The following is a 12,662-nucleotide window of genomic DNA, read 5'->3' as shown; positions in this document are numbered from 1 at the left end:
CGACCCCCGGACACCCTCCGACCACCAGGAGATCCCATGACCACGACCGATATTCCCACCGCTGGCGCCGCCACCGACCTGCTGGGACCGGCGCCTGACCTTGTTGCCCGTGCTTCTTCCATTCGGGAAGTGCTGCGCGAGCACGCGGCTGAAGGCGATAAGGGGCAGGCCGCTGCCGCCGCCGTCGAACGCATGGAAGCCGAAGGGCTGCTGCGGCTGACCGTCCCGCGCCGCTACGACGGCTTCGAGGCGAACACCCGGACGGTCGCCGACGTGCTGGTCGAACTCGCCCGCGGCGACGGCTCCGCGGCGTGGTCGGCCATGCTGATCAACATCGGCAACTGGTTTGCAACCACCTGGCCCGTGCGCGCCCAGGACGAGGTCTGGGCAGGCAACCCGTCGGCCAAGCTGTGCGTCATCCTGAACCCGATGACCACGGCCGAGCGCGCCGAAGGCGGCTTCCGGATGTCCGGCACGTGGGCCTTCGCCTCCGGCTCCTACCTGGCCACGCACGCGATGCTCGGGTTCCTGGCTCCGCAGCCGGACGGCAGCCTGCGACACGCCCTGGCGATCGTGCACCCGGGCGACTGGAAGGTCGAACGCAGCTGGTACCCCATGGGCCTGAAGGGCTCGGGCAGCGACACCGTCGTTGTCAACGACGTGTTCATCCCGGAGCACCGCGTCCAGTACTTCGAGGACATGGTCAACGGCGAACTGTGCACCGAATTGCGCGACATGGAGCCGGCCGCCCGCGCGCCGTTCCTGCCCAAGGGCACCATTATCTTCGGAGCCATCCAGATCGGCCTGGGCAAGGCCGCGGCCGACCTGGCCATGGCACGCCTGCGCACCAAGGGCGTCACCGGCACCGTCTACACCGAAGCCCGCAATTCACCGGTGCACCAGCTGGCCGCCGCCGACGCGCAGACCAAGATCGACCTCGCCGAACTGCTGATGCACCGCGCGTGCCGGGACATCGACGGGTCCGCCGCCTCCGGCGAACTGCTGGACGAGGTCATCCGCGCCCGGGTGCGCAACGACACCGGCACCATCGTCACCCTGATCGGCGACGCGCTCGACCAGCTCATGAAGGCCGCCGGCTCCGGCAGCTACCTCGCCTCCAGCCCGCTGCACCGTATCTACCAGGATGCCCTCACCGGCGGCAGCCACGCCCACGCCACCCCGCAGGTGGGCAAGGAAGTCTACGGGCGCCTGCTGCTCGGGGCCGACGGCGGCGTCACCGTCCACGTCTAACAACCGGTTCACCACAGATCCCCGCAAGGAGGACACCATGAACAGCACTCTTCTTAAGGAACACCCCGCCCGGATCGCCGACTCCCAGGAGATGGCCTCGGCCATGCGCTCTGTGCTGGGCAACTTCTGCACCGGCGTCGCCGTCATTACCTCGGATTCGGCCGACGGCCCGCTGGGCATGACGGTCCAGTCCCTGGTCAGCATCTCGCTGGATCCCCCGCTGATCATGTTCAGCCCGCAGAAGACCTCCAAGACCTGGCCGGCAATCCAGCGCACCGGAAGCTTCTGCGCGAACATCCTGCCCGCCGACCGGCGCGACCTGGGGCTGCGCTTCGCCAGGAGCGGCACCGACAAGTTCGCCGGCGTCGACTGGCAGCCCGGGCTGACCGCAGCACCGGTGCTCGACGGCGCTCTCGCCTTCATTGAGTGCAGCATCGAGCACGTCTACGAGGCCGGCGACCACTACATGGTCCTCGGCCGGGTACGCGATCTCGGCGAGAAGGGACCCGGCGAGCCCCTGCTCTTCTTCAAGGGCGGCTTCGGCTCCTTCAACCGCATGCCACGGAACCAGGACTAGGAACACCCCATGCTGGAACACTATGTACTTTTTGCCGCCGCCGAGGGCCGCGAAACCGACCTGGAAACGGCGCTGACCGAATTCAGCGACGCCATCGCCGGGGACTGCGCCGCCCTGCACGAGATCAGCTGGGGCCGCAACATCAACCCCTCCGGACTGCAACGCGGATTCACCCACGGCTGCCTGGCCCGGCTGGCCGACGACGGCCTGTCCCAGTACTGGGACCATCAGGCCCACCAGCGCCTGCTCGGCCAACTCGACGAGTTGTGCAGCGAACGCTTCGCCATGGACCACTACAGCGGCACCACGGCAGGGTCCGCAACAGAGAATCTGCAACCCACCACGACAAGGAGCACCCGGTGAACATCGACCTCGAGTCACCGGTCCGCCGGCAACCGCCGGCAGACATCGACCCCCGGCGACTGGCCGCACAGATCCGGCTGGAAGCCACCCGCATGGTCGCGCCGCAGGGCTTCGGCTACCTCGGCCAGGCCCTCTCCAGCGCCGAACAGGTCGCCGCGGTCTTCGCCGATCTCGACTGGAACCGCGACCGCTTCATCTGCTCGCCCGGCCACTACATCATCGCCCCCTACGCCGCGGCCGGCGCGCTCGGACTGCTGACCCGCGAACAGCTGGACAGCTACGGCAAGAACGGCTCGCCCCTTGAAGCCATCGGCACCGAAAGCTCGCCGATCGTCGACTACACCTGCGGCTCCCTGGGCCAGGGGCTGTCCGCCGCCGCCGGCTTCGCGCTTGCCGACAAGCTGCGGGGCGGGCACGCCGGCCGGGTCTACGCGCTGATCAGCGACGGCGAACTCGAGGAGGGACAGACCTGGGAGGCCGCCATCTTCGCCGCCCACCACGGCCTGGACCGGCTCATCGTCATCCTCGACGCCAACGACTCCCAGGTCGACGGCCCGATCTCCAGCATCACCACGCTCGAGCCGATGCGGCAGAAATGGGAGTCCTTCGGCTGGCACGTCGCCGACATTGACGGCCACGACGTCGACACTGTCGTCGCGGCGCTGCACGAGGCCGACTCGGAGAGGTGCAAACCGTCCGTGCTGATCTGCCGCACCTCTACCGTCCACGGCCTGGACTGCCTGCCCGAGGATGCCGACGGCCACTTCATCAAACTCCCGCCCCAGCTGGCCGCCGCCGCCGAAGCGGAACTGACCCGGACCCTGGAGACCCTGTGACCATGCAAGCACCGGAAGCCGCGCGCTTCCGCACCGCCCCGTACCCCACCACGCTCAAGCCCTACGGCCAGGCCCTGACAAAGCTCGCCGAAGAACGCCCGGACGTGCTCTGTGTGACCGGCGACCTGACCCGCCAGTGCGAGATTGACCTGTTCCAGGACCGCTTCCCGGACCGCTTCATCCACGCCGGCATGGCCGAGGCGAACATGATGTCGATGGCCGGCACCCTCGCCCGCTCCGGCTTCACCCCGTTCGTCCACACCTTCGGCGTCTTCGCCACCCGCCGCCCCTACGACCAGATCGCCAACGCGATCGCCTACCCGAACCTGCCCGTGAAAATCATCGGGTTCATGCCGGGGCTGTCCACGCCAGGCGGTCCCAGCCACCAGGCGATCGACGACGTCGCACTGATGCGCGTGCTGCCGAACATGACCGTGATCGACGTGGCCGACGCCGTCGAGGTCGCCCAGGTGGTGCCCGCCATCGCCGACATCGACGGGCCGGTCTACGTCCGCCTGAAGCGCGGCGAAATCCCGGTGATCTTCCCCGAGGCCCATGAACTCTCCCTCACCAAGGCCCAAACCCTGGTCGAGGGCGACGACGTGGCGATCTTTGCCAGCGGCATGATGCTCGCCGCCGCCCTGGGCGCGGCGAAGGCGCTGGCGGAAGCCGGCGTTGCCGCCTCGGTGGTCAACGTGCCGGTGATCAAGCCGCTGGACCGCGACGGTGTGCTGGCCGCTGCCGGCCAGGCCGCCGCCGTCGTCAGCGCCGAAAACCACTCGATCATCGGCGGGCTCGGCTCGGCCGTCGCGGAGGTCCTCGCCGAAGCCGGCCTGGGCCGGCCCATGCGCCGCGTCGGGGTCGCCGACACCTTCGGCGAGGGATCCCTGAACGCGCCCTACCTCTTCGAAAAGTACGGGCTGGGCACCCAGGCCCTGATCGACGCCGCCTGGTCGGCCATGGGCCGCGGGGACAATCCCCCGCAGGCCCCGGTCGCGCCGGCCGCGACCGGCGAATACGCCCCCGTCTAACCCCCGATCCACGTAAGGAGCAGAAACCATGTGCACCCCCAACAACGGCCAGCGCCGCAGCATTCCGAACTTCTACCAGGCCACCCACGGCGCGTACCCGATCGCCTCGCCCGGCGACGCCACCGCCTCCGATTGGGAGAACCGCGTCAACATGGACCGGCTGCGCACCGAGCGCCTGGCCAAGGCCATGGAACAGCTGGAACGGTCCCACCTCGGGGCGCTGGTGCTGTTCGACATGAACAACATCCGCTACACCACCGCCACCCACATCGGGAACTGGGCCCGGGACAAGTACTTCCGCTGCGCCCTGCTGATGCGCGGCCAGGCCCCGATCCTGTGGGACATCGGATCCGCGGCCAAGACCCACCAGAGCTTCGCCCCGTGGCTGCCGGAGGAGAACTGGCGCGCCGGTGTCTCCACCTGGCGCGGCGCCATCCCCACCGAGGTCGGCATCGAAGCCGCCAACGCCAAGCGCATCGCCGACATCCTGCGCGAGCACGGCCTGGCCGGAGAGCCCGTCGGCGTCGACGTCGTCGAACTGCCCGTGCTGCGCGCGCTCGAGGCCGAGGGCCTGACCGTCGAGGACGGCAACCACCTGATGCTCGAGGCGCGCACCATCAAGACCCCGGACGAGGTCGCCCTGCTTAACCACTCCGCCGCACTCGTAGACGGGGCGTACGAGGAGCTGTACCGCTTCCTGCGCCCGGGCGTGAAGGAGAACGACGCCGTCGCGCTGGTGAACAAGTTCCTCTACGAGAACGGCTCGGAGGAAGTCGAGGCAGTCAATGCCATCTCCGGGGAACGCTGCAGCCCGCACCCGCACGTGTTCTCCAACCGGTTCATCCGCCCCGGGGACACCGCGTACTTCGACATCATCCACTCCTACATGGGCTACCGCACCTGCTACTACCGGACCCTGAACGTCGGCTCCGCCACGATGGCCCAGCGCGACGCCTACAAGCAGGCCCGCGAGTTCATGGACCTGGCCATGGCCGAGGTCCGCCCCGGCGCCTCCAGCGCGGACATCGTCCAGCACTTCCCGGCCGCCAAGGACTTCGGCTTCGAAACCGAGGAACAGGCCTTCGGGCTGCAGTACTGCCACGGCATCGGCCTGGGCCTGTGGGAACGGCCGCTGATGAGCCGCTACCACTCCTTCGATCACCCCATCGAGCTGCAGGAGGGCATGGTCTTCGCCATGGAGACCTACTGGCCCACCCCGGACGGCTCCGCCGCTGCCCGCATCGAGGAGGAACTGGTGGTCACCAAGGACGGCTGCCAGCTGCTCACCCGCTTCCCGGCGGACCAACTCTACGTGGCCGGCACCCGCTACTACACCGGCGTCGACCTGCAGCCGGCCGCACCGGCCGCCGACTTCGCCGAGGTGACGGCGTGACCACCGCCGACATCGGCTGGATCGGCACCGGCAGGATGGGGACCGCCCTGGCCTCGCGCCTGCTCGACGCCGGGCACACCCTGGCCGTCTGGAACCGCACCCCGGCCAAGGCCGAGCCGCTCGTGGAACGGGGCGCCGAGCGCGTCGAGAAGCCGAGCGACCTGGCCGCCTGCCGGATCGTGTTCACCACGGTCGGGGCTGACCAGGACCTTGAGCAGGTCGTTACCGGCCCCGGCGGCCTGCTGGCCGGCGAGGACCGCCCGGACATCGTCGTCGACTGCTCCACCGTCTCCGCCGAGGCCTCCGCCGCCGTGCGCCGGGCCGTGGAAGGCAGCGGGAGCGCCTTCCTGGCGGCACCGGTCAGCGGCAACCCCGGCGTCGTCACGGCCGGAGGCGCCTGCATCGTCGCCTCCGGCCCGGCCGCAGCCTACGCCGCGGTGCACCCCCTCCTGCAGGAACTGGCCGGGACCGTCGTCGCCGCGGGCGAGGCCGAAGGGGCGCGGCTCGTGAAGCTGGCCCACAACCTCTACCTCGGCATCATGGCCCAGGCACTGGTGGAAGTGACCAGCCTGGCCGAGCACGGCGGCGTCCGCCGGGAGGACTTCCTGGAGTTCCTCGGCAACACCGTGCTCGGCTCCGGCTGGATCCGGGCCCGCGCCGCCTCACTGGCGGCAAAGGACTTCACGCCCACCTTCACCCTGGACATGATGCGCAAGGACCTGGCGCTCGGTACCGGCGCAGCCCGGGAACTCGGCGTCCCGCTGCCGCTGGCCGCCGCCGTCGAACAGCTTGCCGCCATTGCCGGCGGGCAGGGCCACGGGGACGAGGACATGCTCGCCCTCGCCGCCCTGCAGCCTGGCACCACCACCACCGAAGGAGCCGACCATGGCCGTGCTTGAGGACCTCACCACCGTGCGCGTCCGCACCGAAGGGACCACCGCCTACCTGACTCTCGAACGCGGGGAACGGAACATGCTGGATGCCGGCATGGCCAGGGAACTCACAACGGCGCTGCGCACCCTGGACGACGACGAGACAGCCGGTGCCATCGTCCTGACCGGCGCCGGGGACACCTTCTGCGGCGGCGCGGACGGGCCGCACATCCGCGCCACCGGGACCGCCCGGCCGTTCGCAGACGCCGTCGTCGAACTGTTCGAAACGTTCCCGGCCCTGCGCACCCCCGTGGTCGCGGCCGTCAACGGCGACGCCCTCGCCGGCGGCTTCGGCCTGGTCTGCAGTGCCGACATCGTCATCGCCGTCGACACCGCCAAACTGGGAACCATCGAAGCGACCCTGGGGACCTGGCCCGCAGTCGCCCAGAGCCCGGCCCTGCGCCGGGTTCCGGCCAAGGCCGCGATCACCAACATCCTCACCGGCGAACCGTTCACCGCCCAGCGTGCCGAACAGCTCGGCATCATCGACGAGGCCGTCCCCGCCGATCAACTGCAGGACCGCGTGGCCTACTACGCCGGGGCCGTCCAGCGCTCCGGCACCGCCGGCCGTCTCGGCAGGCCGCTGATGTACGCGTCCTTCGACCAGGACTACGGCCAGGCCCTGCGCTCCGGCGCCGAAGGATTCATCCAGCTCTTCGGCCCACAGTAGGGAATCGGGTTCCGGAGCGGGCAGGGGCGGATTACGCCCCTGCCCGCTCCGCACCATGCGGCGCGGCACCCGGTCACACACCACAGCAAAGGAACATTCATGCGCACCATCCAGCAAACCATCGCCGCCATCACGGTCTTCGCCGGCCTTGCCACCCTGACAGCATGCGGCGGCCCGGCCACGGGCGGTTCTGCCAGCGGCAGCACCGGTACCGTTTCCATCGCCTACGCAGGCGACCAGCAGACCCCGTTTGTTGCCACCGTCACCAAGGGGGTGGAGAAGGCGGCTGGCGCCGTCGGCAACAATTTTTCCGTCTTCGACAACCACACCGATGCCGCCAAGGTCGTCAACAACGCACGCGATGCTGCTACCCAGACTCCCTCCGTATTCGTCGAGTACAGTTCGGTAGCCGATGCCAACGACCGGGTGGCTCGGATTATGGGCGAGGCCGGCGTACCGGTGCTCGCCGTCCAGTACCCGGTCGGTGACGCGCCGCTGTTCGCCATTGACAATGCGGAGGTAGGCCGGCTCGGGGGCGATGCCCTGGCCGATGCCGCCCTGAAGAAATGGGGCAAGGGCAAGGTCGACAGTGCCTTGATGCTGGCCCTGCCCGCCGGCGGCGACGTGCAGCTTGAGCGCAGTGACGCCGCACAGGCCGCGCTCAAGGGCAAACTCGGCGCCATCGACGTGACAGTCGGCGACACCAGGCTCGACCCCAGCGTCGCCCGGCAGGTCTCCGCAGACTTTCTCTCCGCGCATCCGGGCGAAAAAATCGCTGTCTGGGCCCATCTGGATTCGATGGCCATGGTGGCGGTGGCCGCCGCCAAGGCAGCAGGTCGGGAGGACGACGTGCTGGTCGTCGGAACGTCCGGTGATCCCATGGTGGTTGACGAGCTCAAGCGCGAGGGCTCGCCCCTCGTGGCCACCGTAGGCCTCTTCCCAGAACAGTGGGGCAAGGAGATTGTCAACCTCGCCACACGGATCGCTGCCGGAGAAGACGTCCCGAAGGTCACGCACCCGGGCCAGACCCGCGTCGTAACTGCCAAGAACGCAGACGACATCAACGGGAATGAGTGAACCAGGTGACGCACCCCGCGCTGCACCTGGAAGGTGTGCACAAGCGCTTTGGCGGAACCCACGCCGTCCGCGACGTCGAGCTTTCTCTCCGGCACGGCCGGATCCACGCACTGCTCGGAGAGAACGGGGCGGGAAAGTCCACCTTGGTCAATATGATGTCCGGGATGATCGAACCTGACGAAGGAACGATCATGGTGGACGGCCGTCCGGCGCGCTTCCGGACCCCGGCCGACGCCCAACGCGAAGGCATCCGCACTGTTCACCAGGAACTCGAACTCGCGCCCACGCTCACCGTGGCCGAGAACGTGCTCATGGGGCAGCTGCCGCGGCGCTTCGGCATAGTCGACTCCGCCAAGGCGATGCGGCAAGCCGGAGCGGTCCTGTCCGAGCTTGGCGCCGGTATCGATCCGGAAGCCATCGTCGGATCCCTGCCCTTGGCGGAGCAACAGCTCGTGGAGATCGCCCGGGGGTTGGCCGCCCGGCCGAAGGTGTTGTTCCTCGACGAGCCGACGGCCGCCCTGACCCCACCCGAGGCAGACGGGCTTCTCGAACGACTGCGTGGTCTCGCCGCGCAGGGGGTGGCGATCCTCTACATCAGTCATCACCTCGAAGAGGTCCTCGCCGTCGCCGACGATGTGACGGTGCTGCGGGATGGTGCCGTCGTTCTGGCAACCGAAGTGTCCGACACGGACCGGCCGAGCATTGTGCGCGCCATGCTCGGCGCCGACCCGCTTGGCTCGCAAGCGCGGCCGGCCCCAGCTGCCGGGAAGGGGACATCTGTCTTTGAAGTCCAGGATCTGCGCAGCGGGCGTTCGCTCGGCGGCGTGTCATTCCGCGTGGCTGCCGGAGAAATCGTTGGCTTCTTCGGGCTCGCCGGCAGCGGCCACGAGACCATCGCGGACTGCCTGTACGGCTCAGAGGAGCACACCGCCGGGCATGCCACATTCTGCGGAGAGCCCTTGCCTGCATCGCCGATCGAGGCCCGGCAGCGCGGTATCGGCTACGTGCCGGCCGACCGCAAGGGAGCAGGCCTGGCGTTGGGACTGTCCGTCAGGGACAACATCCTGCTTGCGAACTGGAGCAGGCTCGCCCGCGCCGGCATCAGGCGGCAAGGCATGGAAACCGAACGGGCAGCAAGGCTGGCCAGCCGCCATGCCGTCAAAGCAGGATCACTCGAGGCCCAGGTGTCCTCGCTGAGCGGCGGCAACCAGCAGAAAGTGGTCCTCGCCCGGCAGTTCTCCGGTGGTGAAACGCCCAGGGCGCTGCTGCTGAGCGAGCCGACCCGCGGCGTCGACATCGGCGCCAAGGCCGAAATCCACAGGCTCATGGGGGAATACGTCGACGCCGGCGGTACCTGCCTCGTCACGTCCTCCGACGCGGAGGAAGTTGCCGCACTCTGCGACCGCGTCTACGTGCTCAGTCGTGGCCGCATCCTGACCCAACTCGACTCCAATGCTTTGACCGCATCGGACCTGACTGCAGCCGCACTTTAGGGGAAAGACCATGAACCCGTCGAACAAGATCTCCTCCGTCGAGGAAACAGCCGCTGACGCCGGAACCGCAGCTCCCGCCGTCGAACCTGGGCAGGCGGCAATCCAGCCCCCCAAGCACGGCGCTTCCCGCCTCCGTCGAACCCTGCCCGGGGGACAGGACCTGGCCCTTATCGGCGCCCTTGTTGTCCTGTGCATCGGTTTCGCGATCGCCAGCTCCCACTTCCTCACGGAAGCCAACCTCATCAACGTCCTGCGCTCCGTGGCCATCATCGGCACCATGTCGGCCGTCATGACCCTCGTGCTCATTTCCGGAGCCCTGGACCTGTCGGTCGGTTCCATCGTAGGCATCACCGGCGTCCTAGCAGCCGTCATGATGTCCTCGTTCGGGGCAGGACCGCTTACGGCATCAGCAGCCGCCCTGGCCCTCGGCGTCGTCTGCGGGCTGGTCAATGCCTTCTGCGTGGTCCGCTTGCGGATCAATCCGATTATAGTGACAATCGGTACCCTGGCGCTTTTCCGTGGTGCCGCCTTCATCCTTAGCGACGGGCGTGAAATCGCTGTCCGCGACCCCTTCTTCGACGCCATCGGCTTCGACCGCTGGATTCTGCTGCCCGTTCCGGTGTGGGTGATGCTCGGCGTTTTCGCGGTGGCCTGGTGGATTGCGAAGTACAGCGTGTGGGGACGGACTGTCTACTCGGTCGGTTCCAATCCACGTGCATCCCGCCTCGCCGGAATCCCGGTGGACCGCGCCCGCGTCATCATCCTCGCCACCAGCGGCCTTGCGGCGTCCGTGGCCGGTCTGCTCATGCTGGCCCAGGGCGGCATCGCCGTTCCTTCGGCGGGCACCGGCTACGAGCTGCAGGTCCTCACCGCGGTCCTGCTGGGCGGCACCAGCCTGGCCGGTGGCGAAGGACGCGTGACCCGGACATTGGTCGGGGTGCTGATCATCGGTGTCATCAACAACGGCATGACGCTGCTCGCCGTCCCGTCCTACTACCAGACGGTCGCCGGGGGCGTCCTCCTGCTGGTGGCCGTGGCTATCGACCAGGCGCGCCGAGGGGCCGGATACCGCTAAAGCCGGCAACGGCGGGGCGGCACGGGGGTGCCCGCTCCGCCGTCGCCATTTCCGCACTGATTGACCAGAACGAGTCTCGGCACCAAAGGTGGTGGCCGGAGCATATTCTGCTCCGGCCATCGCCTTTCCGGTTCTATGTCCGGGCCGGCCGGCCGATGCCGATCTCGTCGAGATCCTGGCCTACGATCATGCGGCCGGAGAAGCCGCGCTTGGCTTCGTTCCATGAGTTCGGCGCACCGTTGCCCGGCACCAGATGGTGCAGCACCAGCGTCTTCACCCCGGCGCGCTCCGCCAGCGGTCCGAGTTCCTCGGCCAGGGTGTGTGACCGGATCATGTGCTGGAAGAGCCCCTCGGAGCCAGCATCGCGCGGCTGCGGGAACAGGCTCTCGGCCCACTGACGGTCCATGACCTCGTGGGCGAGGATATCCGCGCCTTCGGCGAGTTCGACAAGGTTCTCGCTGACGCCGGTGTCTCCGGAGATGACGATCGCACCGTCTTCGGTATCGAAGCGGAAGGCCAACGCAGGGAAAACGGGTGCATGCATAACGAGGGTAGCCGACACGCGCACGCGATCGTCCTCGTAGAACGGTACCGGGCTCATCCGTGGATGAGGGTTGCCATTCGGGTCAGCGAGGTAGCGCTCGGGAATCGGGACATCGAAGCCCTCGAACAACTGCTCTGGCACCGGGAACCGGTTGTCCCGGGACCGATCGTTGTAGTCAGTGGCGAAAGTCCGGACCATCAACGCCACCATCTCCCGTGTCCCCGGGGTCGGGTTATCGGGAGCCACAACGGGCGGCTCCTGGCCCTCGCCGAACAATGCGGGCAGCGCCCCGCGGTTGCCCGGACCCCAGACCTGGATCTTCTCCGGTGCCCGCTGAAGCCCGTTGTGCAGGCCGGAGGAGAGGATGTTGTTCAGGTCCGAGATATGGTCCGAGTGCAGGTGAGTCAGGAAGATCGCCCGGAGGTCCCGCAAAGGCCCGTTCTGTACCACCCCAAGGGGGTCGCCGAGCCCCGATCGCCGAAGGCGGGGACCGACACCCTCGCCGGCGTCCACAAGGTAGTAACGGTCGCCAACGACGACGGCCGACGCGATTCCCATGCGGTCCGTCCCCGGCCACCAAGGCGGACCACCAGCGGTACCGAGTAGCACGAGCTTCGTACGGTGGTTCTTGGCTTGAAATGGCTTTCGGACCTGGGACGCTTGAGCTGGTACCGCTAAAACGGCGCTGAGACCGACGGCCGTAGCGCCTGCAAGCACGCCCGTGATGGCCTGTCGCCGGGTTGCACCGCTACGCATAGCGTTAGTGAGGATGTCGCACAAGGGGGAGTCTCCTGAAGGTTTGAGCTGAAGAATATGGAGCAGTAAAAGACGGTGATGGCCATCACTGTGCGCCATGTTAGGAGACTCACGGGCGCCTCACGGAAAACTTATGCCCAAGTGCCAGATAACGCACCATCTATTGGATACTCCGCACAACTACATCAACCTCGGGCGGTATCGGCCGACGTCGGTCCGCCGGAACCGACGACTGCGAGTCCACTTGCTTAGGTCACGCGTCAAAGAGGCACACCTGTAACGGCGGCCGTTTCTTCCGCGCCCGACAACCGCAGTGAAACGGCTGGAACGCAGCAGCAAGAGCCGATAACCGTGATTACGTCCGGATCCGGTCCTTGGCACGTCCGATGCGGACGATGCAGGGGAGGTGGCATGCGGCTATCCGTGCCGCAGACCGTCTATTGGCGTGTGAAGCCGCGTAGGCCTGCCCGCGCAGGCGCACGCCGAGCGTTCCCCGGACGGCCAGGCTTGGTGTTGTTGCTGGGGCGGCGTCCGGCATTGGTGCTTCCGCTTCGGGCGGGAAGCACCGGGCCGGTGGCCGGTTCATGAACGGGCCTTGGCCGTCGCCTGTGTTGGGGTTTGAACTGTCGCAGGGTGGAGCGGTGGACGTTGTCATGCCCGCTGG

At 68.0% G+C, this 12,662-nt stretch carries 12 protein-coding genes; 11 read left to right on the top strand and 1 reads right to left on the bottom strand.

The window, feature by feature from the left end; all coding sequences use genetic code 11:
- The first annotated feature begins 36 nt into the window (after window positions 1-36).
- The 11 genes from LVY72_RS13795 to LVY72_RS13745 all read left to right on the top strand — a co-directional run bounded on the left by LVY72_RS13795 (window position 37) and on the right by LVY72_RS13745 (window position 10,698).
- Window positions 37-1,251, top strand: a complete 1,215-nt coding sequence (locus tag LVY72_RS13795) for an acyl-CoA dehydrogenase family protein (RefSeq protein ID WP_237821813.1) — start codon at window positions 37-39, stop codon at window positions 1,249-1,251.
- Window positions 1,252-1,288: 37 nt separating this feature from the next.
- Entirely contained in the window at window positions 1,289-1,828 is a 540-nt protein-coding gene (locus LVY72_RS13790; protein ID WP_237821812.1) for a flavin reductase family protein, read from the top strand.
- A gap of 9 nt (window positions 1,829-1,837) precedes the next feature.
- Window positions 1,838-2,191 (top strand): Dabb family protein, encoded by a 354-nt coding sequence (locus tag LVY72_RS13785; protein ID WP_237821810.1) that lies wholly within the window; start codon window positions 1,838-1,840, stop codon window positions 2,189-2,191.
- Window positions 2,188-3,027 (top strand): transketolase, encoded by an 840-nt coding sequence (locus tag LVY72_RS13780; RefSeq protein ID WP_237821808.1) that lies wholly within the window; start codon window positions 2,188-2,190, stop codon window positions 3,025-3,027. Before LVY72_RS13785 ends, LVY72_RS13780 begins: the two co-directional genes overlap by 4 nt.
- Before the next feature lie 2 nt (window positions 3,028-3,029).
- Window positions 3,030-4,058, top strand: a complete 1,029-nt coding sequence (locus LVY72_RS13775) for a transketolase family protein (protein WP_237822031.1) — start codon at window positions 3,030-3,032, stop codon at window positions 4,056-4,058.
- A gap of 28 nt (window positions 4,059-4,086) precedes the next feature.
- The gene (locus LVY72_RS13770) at window positions 4,087-5,451 is read left to right on the top strand and encodes a M24 family metallopeptidase (RefSeq protein ID WP_237821806.1); all 1,365 of its coding nucleotides are present in this window, start codon (window positions 4,087-4,089) and stop codon (window positions 5,449-5,451) included.
- On the top strand, window positions 5,448-6,350 hold the full coding sequence (locus tag LVY72_RS24725) for an NAD(P)-dependent oxidoreductase (RefSeq protein ID WP_237821804.1): 903 nt from the start codon (window positions 5,448-5,450) through the stop codon (window positions 6,348-6,350). The genes LVY72_RS13770 and LVY72_RS24725 overlap by 4 nt, the downstream gene beginning before the upstream one ends.
- Window positions 6,337-7,053 carry an enoyl-CoA hydratase/isomerase family protein gene (locus LVY72_RS13760; protein WP_237821802.1) on the top strand — a complete coding sequence of 239 codons (717 nt, stop codon included), beginning with the start codon at window positions 6,337-6,339 and terminating at the stop codon, window positions 7,051-7,053. The genes LVY72_RS24725 and LVY72_RS13760 overlap by 14 nt, the downstream gene beginning before the upstream one ends.
- Window positions 7,054-7,152: 99 nt before the next feature.
- Window positions 7,153-8,130, top strand: coding sequence for a sugar ABC transporter substrate-binding protein (locus LVY72_RS13755; protein WP_237821800.1), 978 nt, complete (start codon window positions 7,153-7,155; stop codon window positions 8,128-8,130).
- Window positions 8,127-9,623, top strand: a complete 1,497-nt coding sequence (locus tag LVY72_RS13750; RefSeq protein ID WP_237821797.1) for a sugar ABC transporter ATP-binding protein — start codon at window positions 8,127-8,129, stop codon at window positions 9,621-9,623. Before LVY72_RS13755 ends, LVY72_RS13750 begins: the two co-directional genes overlap by 4 nt.
- A 10-nt stretch (window positions 9,624-9,633) precedes the next feature.
- On the top strand, window positions 9,634-10,698 hold the full coding sequence (locus tag LVY72_RS13745) for an ABC transporter permease (protein ID WP_237821795.1): 1,065 nt from the start codon (window positions 9,634-9,636) through the stop codon (window positions 10,696-10,698).
- Window positions 10,699-10,831: 133 nt separating this feature from the next.
- Here the strand turns inward: LVY72_RS13745 and LVY72_RS13740 are convergent, their stop codons facing one another.
- Window positions 10,832-11,800, bottom strand: coding sequence for an MBL fold metallo-hydrolase (locus tag LVY72_RS13740; protein WP_237821792.1), 969 nt, complete (start codon window positions 11,798-11,800; stop codon window positions 10,832-10,834).
- Window positions 11,801-12,662: the final 862 nt, after the last annotated feature.

It is taken from the genome of Arthrobacter hankyongi (genome assembly GCF_022012395.1).
Classification (GTDB): Bacteria; Actinomycetota; Actinomycetes; order Actinomycetales; family Micrococcaceae; genus Crystallibacter; species Crystallibacter hankyongi.
This window is presented reverse-complemented; position numbering and strand designations above follow the sequence as displayed.